This is a genomic window from Arthrobacter sp. FW306-2-2C-D06B, from assembly GCF_021789175.1.
In the GTDB taxonomy this organism is placed as follows: Bacteria; Actinomycetota; Actinomycetes; order Actinomycetales; family Micrococcaceae; genus Arthrobacter.
On record NZ_CP084560.1, the window covers coordinates 1,590,007 to 1,610,683 of the forward strand.

At 64.5% G+C, this 20,677-nt stretch carries 19 protein-coding genes; 17 read left to right on the forward strand and 2 right to left on the reverse strand.

Features of this window, described 5'->3' with window-relative positions; translation table 11 throughout:
• Window positions 1-3 precede the first annotated feature (3 nt).
• The 8 genes from LFT47_RS07500 to LFT47_RS07535 all read left to right on the forward strand — a co-directional run bounded on the left by LFT47_RS07500 (window position 4) and on the right by LFT47_RS07535 (window position 8,353).
• Window positions 4-492: a hypothetical protein gene (locus LFT47_RS07500; protein ID WP_236816689.1), complete on the forward strand. Its 489-nt coding sequence runs from the start codon at window positions 4-6 to the stop codon at window positions 490-492.
• Between the two features lie 60 nt (window positions 493-552).
• The gene (locus tag LFT47_RS07505) at window positions 553-915 is read left to right on the forward strand and encodes a hypothetical protein (protein WP_236816690.1); all 363 of its coding nucleotides are present in this window, start codon (window positions 553-555) and stop codon (window positions 913-915) included.
• Between the two features lie 86 nt (window positions 916-1,001).
• A complete protein-coding gene (gene dapA, locus LFT47_RS07510; RefSeq protein ID WP_236816692.1) occupies window positions 1,002-1,913 on the forward strand; it encodes a 4-hydroxy-tetrahydrodipicolinate synthase in 912 nt (303 codons plus the stop codon).
• A gap of 27 nt (window positions 1,914-1,940) precedes the next feature.
• Window positions 1,941-3,632: a ribonuclease J gene (locus tag LFT47_RS07515; protein ID WP_236816693.1), complete on the forward strand. Its 1,692-nt coding sequence runs from the start codon at window positions 1,941-1,943 to the stop codon at window positions 3,630-3,632.
• Between the two features lie 171 nt (window positions 3,633-3,803).
• Window positions 3,804-6,656, forward strand: a complete 2,853-nt coding sequence (locus LFT47_RS07520; protein ID WP_236816694.1) for an FtsK/SpoIIIE family DNA translocase — start codon at window positions 3,804-3,806, stop codon at window positions 6,654-6,656.
• Between the two features lie 81 nt (window positions 6,657-6,737).
• A complete protein-coding gene (gene pgsA / locus LFT47_RS07525) occupies window positions 6,738-7,268 on the forward strand; it encodes a CDP-diacylglycerol--glycerol-3-phosphate 3-phosphatidyltransferase (RefSeq protein WP_442863461.1) in 531 nt (176 codons plus the stop codon).
• Complete coding sequence (locus LFT47_RS07530; protein ID WP_236816696.1) at window positions 7,265-7,768, forward strand: CinA family protein; 504 nt, start codon at window positions 7,265-7,267, stop codon at window positions 7,766-7,768. Before pgsA ends, LFT47_RS07530 begins: the two co-directional genes overlap by 4 nt.
• 132 nt (window positions 7,769-7,900) lie before the next feature.
• Window positions 7,901-8,353: a helix-turn-helix domain-containing protein gene (locus LFT47_RS07535; RefSeq protein ID WP_078105673.1), complete on the forward strand. Its 453-nt coding sequence runs from the start codon at window positions 7,901-7,903 to the stop codon at window positions 8,351-8,353.
• 85 nt (window positions 8,354-8,438) lie between these two features.
• On the opposite strand, the gene LFT47_RS07540 is transcribed toward LFT47_RS07535, so the two are convergent.
• Window positions 8,439-8,936 (reverse strand): MarR family winged helix-turn-helix transcriptional regulator, encoded by a 498-nt coding sequence (locus LFT47_RS07540; protein WP_184735788.1) that lies wholly within the window; start codon window positions 8,934-8,936, stop codon window positions 8,439-8,441.
• Window positions 8,937-8,977: 41 nt separating this feature from the next.
• Here LFT47_RS07540 and LFT47_RS07545 point away from each other — a divergent pair, with 41 nt between their 5' ends.
• The 7 genes from LFT47_RS07545 (at window position 8,978) to dapF (ending at window position 16,048) form a co-directional block, all read left to right on the forward strand.
• The gene (locus tag LFT47_RS07545) at window positions 8,978-9,217 is read left to right on the forward strand and encodes a DUF3046 domain-containing protein (protein ID WP_236816697.1); all 240 of its coding nucleotides are present in this window, start codon (window positions 8,978-8,980) and stop codon (window positions 9,215-9,217) included.
• A 240-nt stretch (window positions 9,218-9,457) separates the two neighbouring features.
• Complete coding sequence (recA, locus tag LFT47_RS07550) at window positions 9,458-10,507, forward strand: recombinase RecA (protein WP_234753124.1); 1,050 nt, start codon at window positions 9,458-9,460, stop codon at window positions 10,505-10,507.
• A 46-nt stretch (window positions 10,508-10,553) separates the two neighbouring features.
• On the forward strand, window positions 10,554-11,114 hold the full coding sequence (locus LFT47_RS07555; protein ID WP_236816698.1) for a regulatory protein RecX: 561 nt from the start codon (window positions 10,554-10,556) through the stop codon (window positions 11,112-11,114).
• Between the two features lie 129 nt (window positions 11,115-11,243).
• Window positions 11,244-12,491, forward strand: coding sequence for a lytic transglycosylase domain-containing protein (locus tag LFT47_RS07560; RefSeq protein ID WP_236816699.1), 1,248 nt, complete (start codon window positions 11,244-11,246; stop codon window positions 12,489-12,491).
• A 148-nt stretch (window positions 12,492-12,639) separates the two neighbouring features.
• Complete coding sequence (gene miaB / locus LFT47_RS07565) at window positions 12,640-14,100, forward strand: tRNA (N6-isopentenyl adenosine(37)-C2)-methylthiotransferase MiaB (protein WP_236818450.1); 1,461 nt, start codon at window positions 12,640-12,642, stop codon at window positions 14,098-14,100.
• 6 nt (window positions 14,101-14,106) lie between these two features.
• Window positions 14,107-15,048, forward strand: coding sequence for a tRNA (adenosine(37)-N6)-dimethylallyltransferase MiaA (miaA, locus tag LFT47_RS07570; RefSeq protein WP_236816700.1), 942 nt, complete (start codon window positions 14,107-14,109; stop codon window positions 15,046-15,048).
• A gap of 31 nt (window positions 15,049-15,079) precedes the next feature.
• Entirely contained in the window at window positions 15,080-16,048 is a 969-nt protein-coding gene (dapF, locus tag LFT47_RS07575) for a diaminopimelate epimerase (protein ID WP_236816701.1), read from the forward strand.
• On the opposite strand, the gene LFT47_RS07580 is transcribed toward dapF, so the two are convergent.
• Window positions 16,029-16,643 carry a class I SAM-dependent methyltransferase gene (locus tag LFT47_RS07580; RefSeq protein WP_236816702.1) on the reverse strand — a complete coding sequence of 205 codons (615 nt, stop codon included), beginning with the start codon at window positions 16,641-16,643 and terminating at the stop codon, window positions 16,029-16,031. The two genes, dapF and LFT47_RS07580, sit on opposite strands and share 20 nt — an antisense overlap.
• Window positions 16,644-17,051: 408 nt before the next feature.
• On the opposite strand from LFT47_RS07580, the gene hflX reads away from it, so the two are divergent.
• Both hflX and LFT47_RS07590 read left to right on the forward strand, forming a co-directional pair.
• Window positions 17,052-18,614, forward strand: coding sequence for a GTPase HflX (gene hflX, locus LFT47_RS07585; protein ID WP_236816704.1), 1,563 nt, complete (start codon window positions 17,052-17,054; stop codon window positions 18,612-18,614).
• Entirely contained in the window at window positions 18,607-20,670 is a 2,064-nt protein-coding gene (locus tag LFT47_RS07590) for an ATP-dependent DNA helicase (protein ID WP_236816706.1), read from the forward strand. The genes hflX and LFT47_RS07590 overlap by 8 nt, the downstream gene beginning before the upstream one ends.
• Window positions 20,671-20,677: the final 7 nt, after the last annotated feature.

The window sequence follows — 20,677 nt, forward strand, 5'->3', positions numbered from 1 at the left end:
CGCATGGGCTCGCTCTGGAACGCATTCAAGCAGAACCGCACCAAGATCTGGGTGGGTGCCGTCACCTTGTTGTTGGTTCTTTACCTCGTGGTCACCTTCGAGCGCTCGATACTGCTGCTCAGTGACGCGAACCTGGTAGCCAAGGGAATTGGCGCTGCCTACCTGGTGCTTCCCATCATCGGAGCGTGGGCGCTGATCCGCGAGCTTGTGTTCGGTGCGCGCACGGAGAAGATGGCCAAGGTGCTCGAAGCCGAAGGCGGGCTGCCCGTGGACAACTTGCCCCGCACACCGGGAGGCCGCATCGTGCGCGCCGCCGCGGACGCCGAGTTTGAGAAGTATCGCGTGGAGGCCGAGGCCGCCCCCGAGGACTGGCGTTCCTGGTTCCGGCTCAGCTGCGCCTACGATGCCGCGGGCGACCGCAAGCGCGCGAGGGAATCCATGCGCGACGCCGTGCGCCTCTTCCGCACTGAGCCCACCGCAGCGGAGCGGTAGCGGCTGCCGCTCAGAAGGAAACACCTTGTATTCGAATATATGTTCGAATACCATGGCTGCATGAACGATCCTTCGAAGCGGCCGAACGGCTATCCCCAAGGCCTGGATGGGCCCATGAAGGCGATGAGCCCGGGCGTCGTCGATTTCCTCTTCCGGCAGCTTGTGGCGGGGGAGCCGCCTGAAGATGTGCAGTGGCGGCGCGAGGGGACCGTTCTGGGCGAACAGCAGCCGGGCGGCGAACTCGCCAGGCGGCTCGAGGAGACTGACCTCGAATCGTTGACCCCCGTTGAACTGTTCGACTACGTGCGGGCAGCCCAGCGGCTGGCAGCGTGGGCAGACCGCTTGCGGGAGTCAGCGGTTGCCCTGTATTGCTCGCCGGAGGCCCCAGCCAAGCCCGGGCACCATAGCGACGCTTCAGCCTGAGGCCTTGCTCCCATTTCGCTGAATTTGACGACAATCACGCGGACCCCATTCTCCTAACCCGCAGCTGACAGGGTAACGTTTTTCATATGTCTGACTCTCGTGCGAACGTTCCTGCTCTCGGTACCCTTCTGACCGCCATGGTCACCCCGTTCACCAAGGATGGCGAAGTTGACTACGAGCAGGCAGCGGAACTGGCAGTCAAACTTGTTGACGACGGCTGCGATGGCTTGGTCGTCACCGGAACAACCGGCGAGACGTCCACCCTCACCGATGAGGAAAACCTCGGCATGTTCCGCGCCGTCAAGGATGCCGTAGGCGGTCGCGCGGCGATCATCGCTGGAACGGGAACCAACGACACCGCGCACTCGGTGCACCTCTCCCAGGAAGCCGCGAAGCTCGGCGTCGACGGACTCTTGATCGTCACTCCGTACTACAACAAGCCGAGCCAGGCCGGCGTCCGGGCCCACTTCGAGGCCATTGCGTCGGCCACTGAGCTCCCTGTCATGCTCTATGACATTCCCGGACGCTCCTCCATTCAGATCACCCCGGAGACCATGATCGGCCTGGCCGCCCATCCCAACATCGTTGCGGTCAAGGATGCCAAAGCCGACTTCGCCGCGGCCACCCGGGTCATGGCGGAAACCGACCTTCTCTTCTACTCGGGGGACGACGGCCTGACCCTTCAGTGGATGGCCATGGGTGCGGTAGGCCTGATTGGCGTCACCACCCACGTCGTTACCCGCCGTTTCCGTGAGCTCATCGATGCCATCAACTCGAACGACCTGGGCACGGCACGCAAGATCAACTTCGAACTCGAACCCGTGATCCGGGCAACCATGACCCGGGTCCAAGGCGCCGTCGCCGCCAAACAAATTCTTAAATGGCAGGGAGTCCTGCCCAACTCGGTTGTCCGTTTGCCCCTCGTGGAGCCGGACACCGCCGAGATCGCAATCATCCGCGAGGACTTGGCGGAAGCTGGAATGGACTTCACTGTCTAGAAGGATTCCGCCGGAAAGTAGCGCATTATGACCCAAACCGCCCTTCCCGGACTTGTCACCCCGCCCAAACTTCCGCAGGGAACACTCCGGATTGTGCCCCTTGGCGGGCTGGGGGAAATCGGCCGCAACATGGCCGTTTTCGAAATCAACGGCAAGCTGCTGGTAGTTGACTGCGGCGTGCTCTTCCCCGAAGAGACCCAGCCTGGTGTTGACCTGATCCTGCCCGATTTCTCCTACATCGAGGACAGGCTGGACGACGTCGTTGCCATCGTCCTGACGCACGGCCACGAAGACCACATCGGCGCTGTGCCGTACCTTCTTCGCCTGCGTCCGGACCTGCCGTTGGTCGGCTCCCAGCTGACGCTTGCCCTCGTCGAGGCCAAGCTCCAGGAACACCGGATCAAGCCGTACACGCTCACGGTCGCCGAAGGACAGGTGGAGCAGTTCGGTCCCTTCGAATGCGAATTCGTTGCCGTCAACCACTCCATTCCGGACGCCTTGGCCGTCTTCATCCGCACCGCCGGTGGCAACGTGCTGCACACGGGCGACTTCAAGATGGACCAGTTGCCGCTCGACGGCCGCATCACGGACCTGCGCCACTTCGCCCGACTGGGCGAAGAAGGGGTGGACCTGTTCATGGCCGACTCCACCAATGCGGACGTTCCCGGCTTCACCACGGCGGAAAAGGAAATCGGTCCCACCTTGGACCGCTTGTTCGGCCAGGCCAAGAAGCGCATCATCGTTGCGTCCTTCTCCTCGCACGTGCACCGGGTCCAGCAAGTGCTCGATGCCGCCGCCAAGCATGGCCGCAATGTCGCCTTCGTGGGCCGTTCCATGGTGCGCAACATGGCTATCGCCGCGAAACTGGGCTACCTTGACGTCCCGCCTGGAATCCTCGTGGATATCAAGAACATCGACAACCTTCCAGACCACCGCGTGGTCCTCATGTCCACGGGCTCCCAGGGTGAACCCATGGCGGCCTTGTCCCGGATGGCCAACGGTGACCACCGCGTGGTGGTCGGTCAGGGCGATACCGTCATTCTGGCCTCGAGCCTCATCCCCGGCAACGAGAACGCGGTCTACCGGATCATCAACGGGCTGCTCAAGCTTGGCGCCGACGTCGTGCACAAGGGCAACGCCAAAGTGCACGTCTCCGGCCACGCCGCTGCGGGCGAACTGCTCTACTGCTACAACATCCTCAAGCCCCTCAACGCGATGCCCGTGCACGGCGAAATGCGGCACCTCATCGCCAATGGCAACCTGGCGGAAGACTCCGGCGTCCCTTCGGACCGGGTCATCCTCAGCGACAACGGCACGGTCATTGACGTCAGGGACCACAAAGCCAATGTGGTCGGCCAGGTGGAAGTGGGCTTCGTCTATGTGGACGGCTCCAGCGTGGGTGAAATCACCGACGCCGACCTCAAGGACCGCAGGATCCTCGGCGACGAGGGCTTCATCTCCGTCATCACCGTGATCAACCGCACCACCGGCAAGATCGTCTCGGGCCCGGAAATCCACGCCCGCGGCGTGGCCGAGGACGATTCAGTCTTTGACGAGATCATCCCCAAGATCAATGCGGCCCTCGAAGACGCGGTGCTCCACCACGCGGACCACACCACCCACCAGCTCCAGCAAGTGGTGCGTCGTGTGATCGGAACGTGGGTCAACCGCAAGCTTCGCCGGCGCCCCATGATCATCCCGTTGGTCTTGGAGGCCTAGCCCGGACGGTGAAGGCTCCGAACGGCCCGGTTCTAGCGAACCGGGCCGTTCGTGTTACAGGCCGGGCTCGCCTCAATGCCGGGTCCGCCGATTGTCCGACAGGGGCAACATGGTTCCTCCGCGCCCCTGAAATCCGCGGGTTTCCGGACGGGTTGGGGTAGCGTGGCCGATATGGCGACTCGTACTACCTCCGCGCCTAGAGGCAGCTCCAATAGCAAATCCGGCGGCTCGGGCAGCGGCCGGACCCCGGCTAAGACCGGCCGGAGCGGCACAGGCACGGCCCGCGGCAAGCAGGCCGCCGTCGTCGAACCCCAACAGCCGTGGATCCTGCGCGCGCTTGCCGGCGTCTGGCTGGGAATCGGGCACATGGTGGGCGCGGGCGTCCGTCGGATCGGCTACGACGTCAGTGACCTTGATCCCGCAGACCGCCGGGATGGCGCCGCCCTTTTCAACCTGGCGCTCGGTGTCTTCATAGCAACCTTCGCCTGGTGGGGCTTCAAAGGCTGGTTCCCGGACGTTGTCTACAGCATCGTGAACGGGACCTTCGGCTGGGTTTCCCTGCTCCTTCCGCTCATGCTTTTCGTCTGCGCGTTCCGGCTCTTCCGGCAGCCGTTGGACAGCCGTGGCAACAACCGCGTGGGCATCGGCTTCCTGATCATGACCTTCGCGGGCACCGGGCTGGCCCACATCATCGCGGGCCAGCCGACTGTCGCCGATGGCTTCGAAGGACTCCGGCGCGCGGGCGGGATGCTCGGCTTCCTCGCAGCCTCGCCTCTTGCCGCCATCCACCCCGCAGTGCCGGTCATCGTTTACGGCGCCCTGGCGTTCGTGTCCCTCCTGATTGTCACGGCCACGCCGTTCGGTGCCATACCCCGGCGTATCCACGGCGCCTACGAGCACCTCATGGGCGTTGACTTGGTGGATACCGACGCGCACCGCGGCGATTCCCACGACCGCAGCTACCTCTACGAAAACGAGGCGGCCGTTGAACCAAAGAAGAAGCGCCGCAAGCGCTTCTTCGGCAAGGATCACGACGACGACCCCACGCTTGAGGGCTATGTAGGCGACGAGGCCTTCGAACACGCAATCGTCGACGACGATGCCCCTCCCGCAAAGGGCGGGGCGGCAGTTCCGCCTGGGGTCCGCAGGCCGACGCAGGCCGAAATCGCCGTCGAGAAGATCAAGGCCGCACAGGGGCTCGGAAGCCCGAAGGCGGCTGTGGACAACGCCACCGAAGCGATCCCGCTGGTCGCGCCGGCCGCAGCCGTGCCGCCGGTCATCGTGCCTTCGGCGCCTGTCAGTCCGCCGCCGCCCCCGACGCCGATCCCGCAGCGCACCGAGCAACTTTCGCTTGCCGGGGACGTCACCTACACCCTGCCGTCCTCGGACAACCTGACGCCCGGTTCCATCCCGAAGGAACGCACGGAAGCGAACGACGCCGTCGTGGCCGCCCTGACGGACACCTTGCAACAGTTCAACGTGGACGCCACTGTCACCGGCTTCAGCCGGGGGCCAACCGTGACCCGTTACGAGATCGAACTCGCCTCCGGCACCAAGGTGGAGCGCGTCACGGCGTTGTCCAAGAACATCTCCTACGCAGTGGCATCGAGCGACGTGCGTATCCTTAGCCCCATCCCGGGCAAGTCGGCCATCGGCATCGAGATCCCCAACACGGACCGCGAAACTGTGTCCCTCGGCGATGTCCTGCGCAGCCAGAACGCGCGGCGGACCGACCACCCCATGGTGATGGGCGTCGGCAAGGACGTCGAGGGCGGCTACGTCGTCGCGAACCTCGCCAAGATGCCCCACTTGCTCGTGGCGGGTGCTACGGGTGCCGGCAAGTCGTCGTTCGTGAACTCCATGATCACGTCGATCCTGATGCGCGCGACGCCCGACGAGGTCCGTATGGTCATGGTGGACCCCAAACGCGTGGAACTGACCGCGTACGAGGGTGTTCCGCACCTCATCACGCCCATCATCACCAACCCCAAGAAAGCTGCCGAGGCACTTCAGTGGGTAGTGCGCGAAATGGACGCCCGCTACGACGACCTCGCCAACTACGGCTTCAAGCACATCGACGACTTCAACAAGGCTGTCCGCGCCGGCAAGGTTGTTCCGCCGGTCGACTCCAAGCGCATCATCAAGCCCTACCCTTACTTGCTGGTGATCGTGGACGAGCTCGCCGACCTCATGATGGTGGCCCCGCGCGACGTCGAAGACTCGATTGTCCGCATCACCCAGCTCGCCCGTGCTGCCGGCATCCACTTGGTCCTGGCCACCCAGCGTCCTTCCGTCGACGTCGTCACCGGCCTGATCAAGGCGAACGTCCCCTCGCGTATGGCGTTCGCCACGTCCTCTGTCACCGACTCCCGTGTGGTCCTGGACCAACCGGGCGCGGAAAAACTCATTGGCCAAGGTGACGCGCTCTTCCTGCCCATGGGCGCCTCCAAAGCGATGCGCGTGCAGGGCGCCTGGGTCACGGAGTCCGAAATCCACCGCGTGGTGGAACACGTCAAGGGACAACTGAAGGCCGTCTACCGTGACGACGTCGCGCCCGAGGCGCAGAAGAAGCAGATCGACGACGACATCGGAGACGATCTTGAGGTCTTGCTCCAAGCCACCGAACTTGTGGTCACCACCCAGTTCGGCTCCACGTCGATGCTGCAGCGCAAGCTCCGCGTCGGCTTCGCCAAGGCCGGCCGCCTCATGGACCTGCTGGAGTCGCGGGGCGTCGTGGGTCCATCCGAGGGTTCCAAGGCCCGCGATGTCCTGGTCAAGCCGGACGACCTCGCGCCTGTGCTGGCGGCCATGAAGGGCCAGGAGGCTCCGGCCACGCCCGACGCCCATACGGCCGCCTTGAGCGAGAACGCGAACGCGAACATTGCCGTGGGAGGCTACGCAGAGGACCTTGTGGCCGCCGATCTCGAGCGCCGTAAGCAGGTCACGGAATACCACGACGGAGCAGATGGCATCGATGACGAGGACGAGGGCGGCGAAGACGCCTGGTCATTGACCGGACGGTAGCCTAGAGGGGTGACTACATCCGACGGCAGCAAAGCCGGTTCCAGCAGCTCCGATATCTGGAACCTGCCCAACATCCTGACGATGCTCCGAATTGTCCTGGTTCCGTTCTTCGTTTGGTTCCTTCTGGAGGACAACAGCCAGCACGGGCTCTGGCGCTGGGCCGCCGTAGTGGCCTTCGCCGTGGCGATCTATACAGACAAGCTCGACGGCGACATCGCCCGGAGCCGCAACCTCGTGACCAACTTCGGCAAGATCGCGGACCCGATTGCCGACAAGTTGCTGATCGGATCGGCACTTGTTCTCCTCTCGGCGCTGGGAGAGCTGCCGTGGTGGATCACCATCCTCATCCTCGTGCGCGAATGGGGCATCACGGCATTGCGTTTCTTCGTCATCCGCTATGGGGTGATGCCGGCCTCGCGTGGCGGCAAGCTGAAGACCGTCGTCCAGACTGTCGCCATCTTCCTTTACATCCTGCCGCTGAATTCTTTCGCCCCGTGGCTCGTCAGCGTGGCCTTCTGGGTCATGCTCGTCGCCCTCGTCATCACGGTGTGGACCGGCGTCGAATACGTCATGGAAGCCGCAAAACTTCGCGCGGCCGGCAAGCGCGCATGAGCCCCGCCGCTGATGAGGTGGCAGCGTCCGCCGTCGCCCTCGCCATCGAGCGGAGCATCACTGTGGCTACCGCGGAGTCCCTGACCGCCGGGCTGGTTGCCGCCACCCTCGCTGATACTCCGGGGGCGTCAGGCATGCTCCAGGGCGGGGTGGTCGCCTATCAGAACGCGGTCAAGGCCGGAATCCTGGGGGTGTCCGCAGAGCTGCTTTCCGCCGTCGGATCCGTCGACGCCGAGGTGGCGGTGGCCATGGCCGAGGGCGCCAGGCGCGCGTGCGGGGCCGACGTCGGGGTCTCCACTACGGGGGTTGCGGGGCCTTTGCCGCACGACGGGAAGCCGGTTGGCACGGTCTTCATTGGCGTCGCCACGCAGGGCGGAGCCACAGCGCATGCCTACTCTTTTCCGGGAGACCGGCCAAGTATCCGTGCGCAGGCAACGGCAGCCGCATTGGAGCGCTTGCTGGAGTGCCTTGTCCATGCCGACCTACCGCACGTAAAGTAGCCGGGAACAAAAACAGCGGCCCAATAGTTGTTACATTGTGTCGCCCCGGAATGGCCGGGGCGCCTAGGATGTAGAAAACAACCGGTGCACCGGCAAGGTGAACCGGACTCACGAGGGAGCAAGGCGATACAGATGGTTAAGCAGCCCGTATCCGTAAACGGCGTTGTCCGCTGGAAGGATGTGGGCTTGGCCGAGAAGGCACCGAGCGAACAGAAGGAGCGCAAAATGGTTGTTCTGCGTCACGAAATTGGTGATGTCCTGCGCGATGTCCGTCAGCGCCAGGGCCGTACGCTCCGCGAAGTCTCACACAGCGCCCGCGTTTCCCTTGGCTACCTGAGCGAAGTTGAGCGCGGCCAGAAGGAAGCATCCTCAGAGCTGCTGTCCTCGATTTGCTCGGCCCTGGACGTTCCGCTGTCCGGCATGCTCCGCGAGGTCAGTGACCGGGTTGCGGTCGCCGAAGGCGTCGCTGTTCCGGACACCGTCCCGCAGGAATTCGCGCAGCGCTACGGCCGCGATCTTGACCGCGAGCTCAGCGCCGAACTGAACGACGATTTCACCCAGGGCATGCTCTCCGGAGCCCGCTAGGCGGACCCGGCTCCGGTACGCAGTTGGAAAGGAGGGCCTCCATACGGAGGCCCTCCTTCTTTGGTCTTTTGCGGGGTTGGCGCGGTCAGTCCTTGCCGATTCCTTCGCCGTACGCAGCGTTGAGCCGTTCTATGTAGTCCGCGAGCGTCTGGATTTCTTCCAGGGGCCACTCACCCAGGCGCTCCCGGAATACTTGCCGGCGTGCGTCCTGGACCTGGTGCATCTTTTCTTCGCCTTTCGGGGTGAGCCGGATCGATTGTGCGCGGCCATCCTGGGGGTCGGCTTCCTTGTAGACCATGCCGATGCTTTCGAGGAACGCGATCTGGCGGCTCACTGAAGGCTTCCCGACGCCGATGCACGAGGCGAGCTCCGTCAGGCGGATCGGACCCTCCTTCCGGATGATCGACAGCAGTCCGTATGCGGCTGGTTCCATGTCGGGATGGACCTGCCGGGATAACTGGTGGGACAGCGATCGTGCGCGTCGCCAGAACATGCTCAGCTGGTGTTCCACCTGCTGGAGGGCGGCGTCGACGTTGTCGCCTGCCTCCACCATCTCTGGCGCGTCGTCGGGAGTGTTGCTCATGACAACCATTCTAGAGTCCGCTCCCATGAGAGACTCTATTGGTGCGGATCAGTGACTTCTGGCGGCTGATGGACGATGAATTCGGGGCTGGCTACTCCCGGGTCCTCAGCAGCTCCCTTGTATTGGCCGGCGTCGGCGGCCGTACGGCAAACGACGCCTTGGCAGCGGGCTACAGCCCCCGCGACGTCTGGCTTGCCCTGTGCGACGTCCAGGACGTTCCTCAGGAGCGACGGCTCGGCAGGGATATCAAACCCGCCGACAAGGGTTCCGGAACGTTCTGAGTTCCGTTTCCTGGCGGACACGCCCACAAATTTGTTCGAATATCTGTTCGGATGAGGCTATGCTCCTTTCAGAGGAAAATTGACCCTAGCGGACCGTTTTTCGCATCATTCGGATCCTGTGGTTTTCCACATAGACGAAGTCGCACACAAGATTGTCAGCGGGTCGTACTAGCGTCGGATGAGACAGGAAAGCGGCCGTTCAGGCCAGTCCACAGCGAGAAAGCATCAGAGGTGTGAACCATGGCGGCAAACCAGGATCGTGAGAAGGCGCTCGAGGCAGCGCTTGCCCAGATCGACAAGCAATTCGGCAAGGGCTCGGTCATGCGCCTTGGGGACGAAGTCCGGGCGCCGATCGAGGTCATTCCGACCGGCTCCATCGCCTTGGACGTCGCTCTTGGCATTGGCGGGTTGCCTCGTGGCCGGGTCGTCGAGATCTACGGTCCGGAATCCTCCGGTAAGACCACCGTCGCGCTTCACGCGGTGGCGAACGCCCAGCGCCAGGGTGGCATCGCAGCCTTCATCGACGCAGAGCACGCCCTCGATCCCGAGTACGCGGCAAAACTGGGCGTCGATACCGACGCGCTATTGGTTTCGCAGCCGGACACCGGTGAGCAGGCGCTTGAGATCATGGACATGCTGATCGGCTCAGGTTCCTTGGACGTCATCGTGATCGACTCCGTCGCCGCCTTGGTTCCCCGCGCTGAAATCGAAGGCGAAATGGGCGACTCCCACGTCGGCCTCCAGGCACGTCTCATGAGCCAGGCCCTTCGTAAGATCACCGGCCGCCTGAGCCAGACGAAGACGACCGCTATCTTCATCAACCAGCTCCGTGAGAAGATCGGCGTCTTCTTCGGGTCCCCGGAAACAACTACCGGTGGTAAGGCCCTGAAGTTCTATGCCTCCATCCGCATCGACGTCCGACGCATCCAGACGCTGAAGGAAGGCGCGGATTCCGTAGGTAACCGCACCAAGGCCAAGATCGTCAAAAACAAGATGGCTCCGCCCTTCAAAATCGCGGAGTTCGACATCATCTATGGCCAGGGCATTTCCCGTGAGGGCGGCATCATCGACATGGGCGTCGAGCACGGCATCATCAAGAAGTCCGGTTCATGGTTCACCTACGACGGTGACCAGCTGGGGCAGGGCATGGAGAACTCCCGCCGCTTCCTGCGCGACAACCCGGAGTTGGCCGCGGACCTCGAGCGGCTCATCAAGGAAAAGCTTGGCGTCGGAGTGGTCAAGCCTGCCGAAGCCGAGAAATCTCCGAAGCTGAAGGCCGTTGACGGCTAAGCGCCAGGGCCATTCCCGGTCCTGGGGTCCGTCTGCGGATTCGTCCGTGGCAGCAGACCCTGAAGCCAATCCGGAAGCAGTTGCCCGGGCCATTGTGCTTCGCCAACTCACCAATTCGCCCAAGAGCAGGCTCCAGCTTGCGCGCAAACTGGCTGAGCGGAATGTGCCGGACGATGTGGCCGAAGCCGTATTGGACCGCTTCGAGGAAGTCCGGCTCATTGATGACGCCGACTTCGCGGAGATGTGGGTCCGCAGCCGTGCGCAGTCGAGGAAACTCGCCCGGGGTGCCTTGAGACGCGAATTGGCGGACAAGGGCATCGACGGCGAAACGGCCGAGAAGGCCCTTGCACAGGTGAGCGATGACGACGAGCGGAACGCTGCCAGGGACCTGGTCGCCCGACGTTTGAGGGCCGGAACAGACCTTTCCGACAGGACCGAGCGGGACAAGCAAACCCGGCGGCTCGCGTCGATGCTTGCCCGTAAGGGCTACCAACCATCGGCGGCGTTCCGGATCGTCGGCGAGGTCCTGGACGAAGCCTTGTCGGGGGAGCCGGAGTCGCACGGTGCGGGGGTGCGCGGTGGCGGTGAAGCAGAGGACATCGGTTAGGCGGCCTCGCCGGCGTAACTGAGAGCTGCCTGTGAGTATTGTGCCGTCCGGCGGGGATGGGTGGCTTCTTGGCGGTCTTCGGCTAGGGTTCTGGACTAGTGTTCCGAGTCGGGAAGCAGGTCAGATCCAATGAATCCGTTGTCGTTACGGCTTTCGGCAATCATTGTGCCCCTGCTTGTGGCGTCGCTTCTCCAAGCGGGCCCGGCTTCCGCGGACGACGATGCCCCGCCGTCGGGGTACCCCAGTTGGGCAGAGGTGCAGCAGGCCCAAGGGAACGAAGCTGCCGCAAGCGCCGAAGTGGACCGCATCAACCAGTTATTGGCCGGTCTTCAACAGAAGTCGGGCGAGCTCGGTGCGGCAGCCATCAAGGCGGGAACTGAGTACGCGAAGGCCCATGACGCCCTGCAGCATCAGCAGGCAGTCACGCAGAAACTGGCTGAGGCGTCCCAGCAGGCCAAGGCAAAAGCGGATTCACTGAAGAAGGCGACTTCCTCCCTGGTGGTCAAGGCATACGAGTCGGGCGGCTTCGATCCCGGGCCCTGGTCCCTTGCGAATGCTGCGATCGCACCGGACAATATTCAAAATTTCGCCTTGCTGAACAAGGTCCTCGATCGTACGGCGAAGCTGCACGATGATGCGCTGAGCGCTTCGCAGGCATCCGCCGCGGCAACCGCGCAGGAACAAGCTGCCCGCGATGTCTTGGCCCAGTTGGACAGTGACGCTGCGGCAAAGGCCCAGGCCGCGGAGTCTGCGAGGCGCGCCGCCGAAGACAGTGTTGCCGCCACGGACGGCCAGCGAAAGACCATGGTCGCCCAGCTCGCGTCCCTGACGTCCACTTCTGCTGCAGTCGCGCAGAAATACCAGGACGGCCAGGTGGCGCTTGCCGCTTATCAGGCTGCCCAGGAGGCCAAAAGGGAGGCGGCACAGCGCAAGGCTGAGGCCGACGCCCTGGTGGCAGCCAACCAGCGGGCGGCGCAGCAGCAAGCCGTCCAGCCGCCCATTAGCAGCGGAGGCGGCAGCAGCGGGGGGCTCGTGGGCGGGGGAGGCGGTGGCGGGGGAAACGTCGTCAACGACCCCGCAGGTGCACGGCAATACGCGTCCTCCCGGCTCGCCGCCTACGGGTGGGGCCAGGACCAAATGCAGTGCCTGTCCCAGCTGTGGACCCAGGAATCAAGCTGGATGACAGATGCCACCAATCCCAGCAGCGGCGCCTACGGTGTTGCGCAGGCGCTGCCACCGGATAAGTACTATTCGGCAGGCAGCGATTGGCTCAGCAACTACCGGACACAGATCGATTGGGGCCTCGGCTATATCCGCGACCGCTACGGTTCGCCCTGCAACGCCTGGCAGCATGAGATGGGCTTCAACTGGTACTAGTCCGAGGGGCTACCCTAGATTGGTGAGTTCCCCTTCCGCAGCACCAGCACCAGCCCCCGTTCAGCAGCCCGCACAGGTCCCTGTCAGCGACCCGGCACCCGAGCACGGCGCGAAGCGCACCTACCAGGTCCGCACCTTCGGTTGCCAAATGAATGTCCATGACTCCGAGCGCATGGCCGGACTCCTGGAGGATGCAGGATACGTACCTTTCGATGGCGGCGTCGCCGACGTCGTGGTCTTCAACACCTGCGCAGTCCGCGAGAACGCCGACAACAAGCTTTACGGCAACCTCGGGGAACTCAAGCAGGTCAAGGCTGCCCATCCGGGCATGCAGATCGCCGTGGGCGGATGCCTGGCGCAAAAGGACCGCGAAACCATCGTGCGCAAGGCTCCGTGGGTGGATGCGGTGTTCGGAACCCACAATGTGGGGGCGCTCCCGGCGTTGCTGGACAGGGCCCGCCACAACAACGAGGCACAGCTCGAAATCCTGGAATCGCTCGACGTCTTTCCCTCCACCTTGCCGACCAAGCGTGACTCCGTGTACTCGGGATGGGTTTCCATCTCCGTCGGGTGCAACAACACCTGCACGTTCTGCATCGTCCCGTCGCTCCGCGGCAAGGAAAAGGACCGCCGTCCCGGCGAGATCCTGGCGGAAATCCAGGCCTTGGTGGACGACGGCGCCGTCGAGGTCACCCTGCTCGGCCAAAACGTGAACTCCTACGGCGTGGAATTCGGGGACCGCCTGGCTTTCTCCAAACTGTTGCGCGCCTGCGGTGACATCGAAGGCCTTGAGCGTGTCCGCTTCACGAGCCCGCACCCGGCTGCCTTCACTGACGACGTCATCGACGCGATGGCCGAGACCCCCAACGTCATGCCGCAATTGCACATGCCACTCCAGTCCGGCTCGGACAAGGTCCTCAAGGACATGCGCCGCTCCTACCGCTCCACCAAGTTCCTGGGGATCCTGGACAAGGTCCGTGACAGGATTCCCCACGCCGCGATTACCACCGACATCATCGTGGGCTTCCCCGGGGAGACCGAAGCGGACTTCCAAGACACGCTCGACGTCGTCGAGAAGTCGCGCTTCGCCTCAGCCTTCACGTTCCAGTACTCCAAGCGGCCAGGCACCCCCGCCGCGGAGCTTCCGGAACAGCTCCCCAAGGCCGTTGTCCAGGAACGCTACGAGCGGCTGACCGCCCTCCAGGACCGCATCGCGGCCGAGGAGAACGCGAAACAGCTCGGACGCCGGGTTGAACTCCTGGTCACGGCCCAGTCCGGACGCAAGGCAGAAGAAACGCATCGCTTGTCCGGCCGCTCCCAGGACCAGCGGCTGGTCCACTTCTCCGTGCCCGAAGGCGCAGAGACCCCGCGGCCCGGCGACTTCGTCACCGTGACGATCACCGGGGCTGCTGCCTTCCACCTCGTCTCCGATCCGGCAACGACGGCGGACTACAGCTTGCGGCGCTCCCGTGCGGGCGACGCGTGGGACCGTTCGCAGGCCGATTCCTGCGGCGTTCCGGCACCGGGTGCTGCGGGCGCCGGCATCGGGTCCGCAGGGTCGAAGGGCGTCTCCCTCGGCATGCCGTCGCTTCCCGTGCGGCGCGGCTAGCCCGGCATGGCAGCAGTACCGGCCGGATCAGCGGATCCGAATCCGCCGGTGATCGCCGTCGTCGGACCCACCGGTTCCGGTAAGTCCGATCTCGCCGTCCACCTGGCCCTCGCGATCGACGGCGAGGTCATCAACGCCGATGCCATGCAGTTCTACCGCGGAATGGATATCGGCACGGCCAAGATCAGCGTCCCCGAACGCAGGGGAGTGCCCCACCACCTCCTGGACACGATGGATGTCACCGAGGAAGCCAGCGTCTCCGCTTTCCAGGCCGACTGCCGGGCCGCGATCCGTGATATCCATCACCGCGGCAAGCGTGCCATCCTGGTGGGCGGCTCCGGGCTTTATGTCCGGGCAGCGTTGGATGTCCTGGAATTTCCCGGCACGGACCCCGGTGTACGGCAACGGCTGGAGCAGGAGCACGAGGCATCCGGCCTCCCAGGCCTCCAGGAGCGCCTGCAACGCGTCGACCCCGTGTCCGCCGGAAGGCTCGGTGACGCACGCCGCGTCATCCGCGCGCTGGAAGTCTTCGAGCTCACGGGGCGCCCGTTCAGCTCGTTCATGCCGAAGCGAGAGTATTTCCAGCCGGCCGTGCAGATAGGGCTCGACGTCGACCGCGGAGTACTGCGCGAGCGTTTGGCCGAGCGCGTCCTGGGGATGGTCGACGCGGGACTTCTTGGAGAGGTCGCCCGGCTGGACGCCGCCGGACTGCGACAAGGCAAGACGGCGTCGCGGGCGCTCGGATATGCCCAGTTCCTGAGGGTCCTCGACGGCGAGTCCGACCCGGCTACCGCGGCTGAAGAAACCACCGTGGCGACCCGCCAATTCGCCCGCCGCCAGCTCACCTGGTTCCGGGCCGACCCCCGGATCCATTGGCTTGGCTGGCAGGATCCGGATTTGGTGGCCAAAGCGGCAGAAATCTGCGCGAGTCCGGCGTCGGTGATTTAGGCGCAACCCTTAGTGCAGGTAGCCTTGAGCCATGGATGAAACCCTCGCATTTTCCGCCCCGCAGCCTGCCGCTGCCGGCGGTGCCGTACCCGCCTCCGGTCTTCACGGCCTGGCGTTCTCCAAGGGGCACGGTACGGGCAACGACTTCGTCCTCATAGCGGACCCCGAAGACGCGCACCAGATTTCCCCGGAGCAGGTCGCGGCACTTTGTGACCGCCACGTGGGCATCGGCGGGGACGGGCTCATCCGGGCGGTCCCGTCACGGTTCCTGTCCGAAGGACTTCAGCTGCTCGAAGCAGACTCCGATGCCGAGTGGTTCATGGACTACCGCAACGGCGACGGGTCCCTGTCCGAGATGTGCGGCAACGGCGTCCGCGTCTTCGTCCAATTCCTGATCGAGCAGGGCCTTGTCACGCTCAACGCCGGTGAATCCCTGACTATCGGGACGCGCGGCGGCATCAAGAAGATTGTCCGGACCGCTGAGGGCTTTGCGGTGGACATGGGTCCTTGGGAGTTCATTTTCCCCAAGGATGCCACCAGCAAGGCCATGGACTCCCTCGTCAGCGCCGACGGACTGGAGGTCGCCCGGCCTGCCCTTTCCGTCAGCATGGGCAACCCGCACACCGTAGTTGCATTGGCCGAACTGTCCGAACTCAAATCCACGCAGCTCTTCAAGGCGCCCGTCGTTGATCCCAAGCCGGCCAACGGCACCAACGTCGAGTTCGTGGTTCCCGCGGAGCCCCTCGTTCACGACGGCACAGGCAACATCACCATGCGGGTCCACGAACGCGGCGTCGGCGAGACCCAGTCGTGCGGCACCGGGGCCTGCGCGGCCGCCGTCGCCATCCGCCACTGGGCCGGGGAAGGCGCTCCCGACACTTGGCGCGTCAAGGTGCCGGGCGGCGTCGTCGGCGTGCGGTTCTTCCCGGGAGAAAGCGGCCGTGAACACGTGGAGCTCAGCGGCCCCGCCGTGATCGTCGCTAGCGGGACGCTTTCCTGATCCGCAGCACGCGGAAGGATTTCGACGTACTTTCCCGGGATATCGAGAAGGAACCGTCGAGGGTATCGGCCAGCCAACGCTGAAGCGAGTCCGCTCCAAGGTTTTTCTGCACCACAAGCCAGGCATTTCCACCCGGAGCGAGCCGCGGCAGCCACCTGAGCAGCAGATTGTGGAGTTCATCCTTGCCGATCCGGATGGGCGGGTTTGACCAGATGGTGTCGAACATCACGGCAGGGTCGACGTCGTCGGGCAGGCTCGCAGTGACATTCCCGAGCTCCAGCAGGGCGGCATTCTCGTTGGTCAAGGTGACGCAGCGCTCGTTGACATCAACGGCATGGACGCGCGCGTGCGGAGCCATGAGCCCCATCGTCAACGCAATGGGACCCCAGCCGCAGCCGATGTCCAGCAGATTTCCCTGCGGTGCCGGCGGTGGAACCTCGGAAAGCAGGATCGCTGTTCCCTTGTCGATCCCGTCGGGGCTGAAGATGCCGCCCGATGTCTGGAGCCGGCGGGTCGCGCCGGCCAGTTCCACCGTGAGGGGCTTGCGGGTGAACGGCCCCGCGGGCTGTGCGCTGAAATAGTGAGCTGACTCCATAGCTTGCCAGATTAGTGGCCAGCAGCGGGCAAGGGAAACCGCCCACCGCGACAAACCGGCCCAACCCGGGCTTGACGGGGTCTGATAGTCTGATGCGCATGTTCCTGATCTTTGAGTAGCCGGCCATTTGTAAGTAGCCGGCAGTGCCCGCGACGCAGGCCTGCTTCATTTGCAGCGCCATTCCGCCTTGGCATGTCCGTTCCAGAAGTTGCATTTTGACGACTGGACACTCAGCAGATCGTCCCCTTCCCCTCCTGCGAGCTGTGCACGCAATCCGCGCAGACCGTTCCGGATGGAGATCCCAGACCATCGGCCGAGCCTTGCCAGGCATCAGCCCTGCGCGAATTCCGCGCCACAAGAGACGAATCGGCACTATTCTGGAAATGCCGAACCCCCCTAAAGGAGACCATGACCACGCAGAAGAACACCGGACCCGATTCCGACGCCCAGGACATGAGTCCTGAAGAAATCCAGGCTGTCATCGACCGGATTCTCTCCAAGGACGCACCTGCCATAGTCCAGGACCGCGACGAACCCCGGGGCGTGTTTGGCAAGGCCCAGGCGATTTCCCGACTGGACGAAGAACACAGCATCTACGACGGCGATCAAGAGGATCTGGCCGAGCGCCGGGCCCTGGGCCGTACTGCGGGCCTGTCCACGGAACTTGAAGATGTCACAGAGGTCGAATACCGGCAGCTGCGCCTTGAGCGCGTCGTGCTGGCAGGCCTTTGGACCGAAGGCACCCTGGCCGACGCCGAGAATTCCCTGAGGGAACTTGCCGCCCTGGCCGAAACGGCAGGCTCGGAAGTCCTGGACGGGATCGTCCAGCGCCGCATGAAGCCGGACCCAGGCACGTTCCTTGGCTCAGGCAAGGCCATGGAGCTCAAGGAAATTGTCATGTCCACCGGCGCGGACACCGTGGTGGTCGACGCCGAACTGGCACCGTCCCAAAGGCGCGGCCTTGAGGACATCGTCAAGGTCAAGGTGGTGGACCGCACCACGTTGATCCTCGACATCTTCGCGCAGCATGCCAAGAGCCGCGAGGGCAAGGCCCAGGTTGAGCTTGCACAGCTGGAATACCTGTTGCCGCGCCTGCGTGGCTGGGGCGATTCCATGTCGCGCCAAGCCGGTGGCCAGGTGGGTGGTGCAGGCGCCGGCATGGGTTCCCGTGGTCCTGGTGAAACCAAGATCGAACTGGACCGCCGTCGAATCCGCACACGCATGGCCAAGCTGCGGCGTGAAATTGCCGCGATGAAGCCATCGCGCGAGACCAAGCGGGCCAACCGCCGTCGTAACGCCGTTCCTTCGGTCGCCATCGCCGGCTACACGAACGCCGGAAAGTCGTCCCTGCTCAACCGCTTGACGGATGCCGGTGTCCTCGTGGAGAACGCGTTGTTCGCCACCCTGGATCCGACGGTCCGGAAGGCCCAGACGCCTGACGGGATCGGCTACACGCTCTCGGACACCGTCGGCTTCGTGCGTTCGATGCCCACCCAGCTCGTGGAGGCTTTCCGCTCGACGCTGGAAGAGGTGGCTGACGCCGATCTGATTCTCCACGTGGTGGACGTTTCGCATCCCGATCCGGAAGGCCAGATCGCGGCTGTCCGCAAGGTATTCAGCGAAGTGGATGCCCGGAAGATCCCGGAAATCATCGTCCTGAACAAGACGGACGTCGCGGATCCGTTCGTCGTGGAGCGGCTCAAGCAAAAAGAGCCACGCCACGTCGTCGTGTCCACCCGCACAGGACAGGGCATTGCCGAACTCCTCGGAGCCATCAGCGAAGCCATCCCGCGCCCTGGCGTGCGCCTTGAGGTTCTGATTCCCTACAACCGGGGCGAGCTCATCAACAAGCTGCACAACACCGACGCCGAAATCCTCAGCCTTGAGCATGAGGAGGAAGGTACCCGCGTGGTGGCCATGGTCCATGAGAACCTGGCAGCCGAGTTGGAGTCGTTCGTCAACAATGGTTGATCCAGAGGCGGGGGAGCGCGGCGAAACCGTGGGGGAACGGACCGCCCTCGCACTCCTGGACAAAGCCGTCGCCGGTATGGGCGGCCAAAACCGCACGGGCCAACACCAGATGGCCAGGCAGGTGGCGCGGGCGATCGAGACCGGTGAACACCTCCTGGTCCAGGCGGGCACGGGCACGGGCAAGTCCCTCGCGTACTTGATTCCGCTGATTGCGCACGCGATGGAGAGCAACAAGCCTGCGCTCGTGTCCACGGCCACCCTCGCCCTGCAGACGCAGATCGTGGGCCGGGATTTGCCCCGGCTCCTGGAGACGATCAATCCGGAGTTGGAGCGCCCGGTCAGCATCGCGCTGGTCAAGGGCCGGGCCAATTATGTCTGCCGGCACAAGCTGGAGGGCGGGTTCCCCAGCGAGGAGCCGGCGGAGGGGCAGTTGTTCTCCCTCGGCGAGGACACGAGCGTTCCGCATCTCGCCGCAGCCATGGGCGGCCCGGCCTCACAGCTTGGCAAGGAAGTCCTGAGGCTGCGTGAGTGGGCCGGGAAGACCGCCACGGGGGACCGGGACGAACTCATGCCGGGCGTGACAGACCGGGCCTGGCGCCAAGTATCCGTCACGTCGATGGAATGCCTCGGGGCGCAGAAGTGTCCCATGGCGGAGGAGTGCTTCAGCGAGCTGGCGCGCCACCGTGCTGCGGAGTCCGACGTCGTGGTCACCAATCACGCGATGCTCGCAGTCAGCGCCTTCGAAGGCCTCGCCGTGCTGCCCGAATACGACGTCGTCGTGGTGGACGAGGCCCACGAGCTCCAGGACCGCGTGACCGGTGCCGTGTCCGGGCAACTGTCCGTGGCGATGATCCATGCCGCGGCCTCGAGCGCCCGCAAACACACTGCCATCACCGTGGACGCGCTGAACGCCGCAGCCGACCGTTTGGAACTCGCGATCATCGGTGCGCCGTCGGGCCTTCTGCCCAACGGGCTCAATGACGAACAACTTGATTGCGTGGACCAGCTCCGGGAAGCCTGCCGTGCAGCGCTTTCCGACTCGAAGGGGGATTCGTCCAATTCGGTCGACGGCGGACGCCAGCTCGCGCGCTCCCGGCTGATGTTGATCCTCGAGCTGTGCGAACGGCTGCTCTCGGCCCGGGAAAACCGGGAAGTCGTGTGGCTCTCCAGGAACAGTACCTTCGATCCGCAGCAGGGCTACACGGCGCCGGACGAGGATTCGCCTGCGCTCGTCAACATCGCGCCGCTCAGCGTTGCCGGACGCCTGAGGGAAGGTCTCTTCGCCGGCCATACCGTGGTGTTGACCTCTGCCACCTTGGCTATCGGCTCTGCATTCGAGGCCACAGCCGGAGGACTGGGCCTGACTGGCCAAGGCGCCCCCAGCTGGACCGGCGTGGATGTAGGCTCGCCCTTCGACTACCCGAAGCAAGGCATGCTGTACGTCGCCAAGCACCTGCCCAAGCCAGGGCGCGGCACCTCGCCCGAAGCGCTTGACGAGCTTGAAGAGCTCATCAAGGCCTCGCACGGCGGGGCCTTGTGCCTCTTTTCATCCCGACGTGCGGCGGAGGACGCGGCGGAAGCGATGCGGTCACGCCTGGATGTGGACATCCTGTGCCAAGGCGAATCGACCATGGCCGCGCTGGTGAGGCAGTTTGCCGAGGAGGAAGACACGTGCCTGTTCGGCACCATGTCCCTTTGGCAGGGTGTTGACGTTCCGGGCGGTTCATGCCGGCTGGTCGTGATTGACCGGATACCGTTCCCTCGTCCGGACGATCCGCTGATGACGGCACGGTCCCGCGCGGTGGCGCAGGCCGGCGGCAACGGTTTCATGGCGGTTTCGGCGACGCACGCCGCCATCCGGCTGGCACAGGGCGCCGGCCGTCTCATCCGCTCAACAGGGGACAAGGGCGTCGTGGCAGTCCTGGATTCTCGGCTTTCGACGGAGCGCTACGGCAATTTCCTCCGGGCAGCGTTGCCGCCCTTCTGGCCCACCACGGACCGTTCAGTAGTGCGCGGTGCGCTCGAACGGCTTTACGCCGAGTCGGCCAAGGCCTAAGGCGCGC

Bases quoted from the DNA above. Each gene is read 5' to 3' on its own strand.
- LFT47_RS07500 (WP_236816689.1), top strand. From the start codon at position 4: ATGGGCTCGCTCTGGAACGCATTCAAGCAGAACCGCACCAAGATCTGG.
- LFT47_RS07505 (WP_236816690.1), top strand. From the start codon at position 553: ATGAACGATCCTTCGAAGCGGCCGAACGGCTATCCCCAAGGCCTGGAT.
- dapA (WP_236816692.1), top strand. From the start codon at position 1,002: ATGTCTGACTCTCGTGCGAACGTTCCTGCTCTCGGTACCCTTCTGACC.
- LFT47_RS07515 (WP_236816693.1), top strand. From the start codon at position 1,941: ATGACCCAAACCGCCCTTCCCGGACTTGTCACCCCGCCCAAACTTCCG.
- LFT47_RS07520 (WP_236816694.1), top strand. From the start codon at position 3,804: ATGGCGACTCGTACTACCTCCGCGCCTAGAGGCAGCTCCAATAGCAAA.
- pgsA (WP_442863461.1), top strand. From the start codon at position 6,738: ATGCTCCGAATTGTCCTGGTTCCGTTCTTCGTTTGGTTCCTTCTGGAG.
- LFT47_RS07530 (WP_236816696.1), top strand. From the start codon at position 7,265: ATGAGCCCCGCCGCTGATGAGGTGGCAGCGTCCGCCGTCGCCCTCGCC.
- LFT47_RS07535 (WP_078105673.1), top strand. From the start codon at position 7,901: ATGGTTAAGCAGCCCGTATCCGTAAACGGCGTTGTCCGCTGGAAGGAT.
- LFT47_RS07540 (WP_184735788.1), bottom strand. From the start codon at position 8,936: ATGAGCAACACTCCCGACGACGCGCCAGAGATGGTGGAGGCAGGCGAC.
- recA (WP_234753124.1), top strand. From the start codon at position 9,458: ATGGCGGCAAACCAGGATCGTGAGAAGGCGCTCGAGGCAGCGCTTGCC.
- LFT47_RS07560 (WP_236816699.1), top strand. From the start codon at position 11,244: ATGAATCCGTTGTCGTTACGGCTTTCGGCAATCATTGTGCCCCTGCTT.
- miaB (WP_236818450.1), top strand. From the start codon at position 12,640: ATGAATGTCCATGACTCCGAGCGCATGGCCGGACTCCTGGAGGATGCA.
- miaA (WP_236816700.1), top strand. From the start codon at position 14,107: ATGGCAGCAGTACCGGCCGGATCAGCGGATCCGAATCCGCCGGTGATC.
- dapF (WP_236816701.1), top strand. From the start codon at position 15,080: ATGGATGAAACCCTCGCATTTTCCGCCCCGCAGCCTGCCGCTGCCGGC.
- LFT47_RS07580 (WP_236816702.1), bottom strand. From the start codon at position 16,643: ATGGAGTCAGCTCACTATTTCAGCGCACAGCCCGCGGGGCCGTTCACC.
- hflX (WP_236816704.1), top strand. From the start codon at position 17,052: ATGACCACGCAGAAGAACACCGGACCCGATTCCGACGCCCAGGACATG.
- LFT47_RS07590 (WP_236816706.1), top strand. From the start codon at position 18,607: ATGGTTGATCCAGAGGCGGGGGAGCGCGGCGAAACCGTGGGGGAACGG.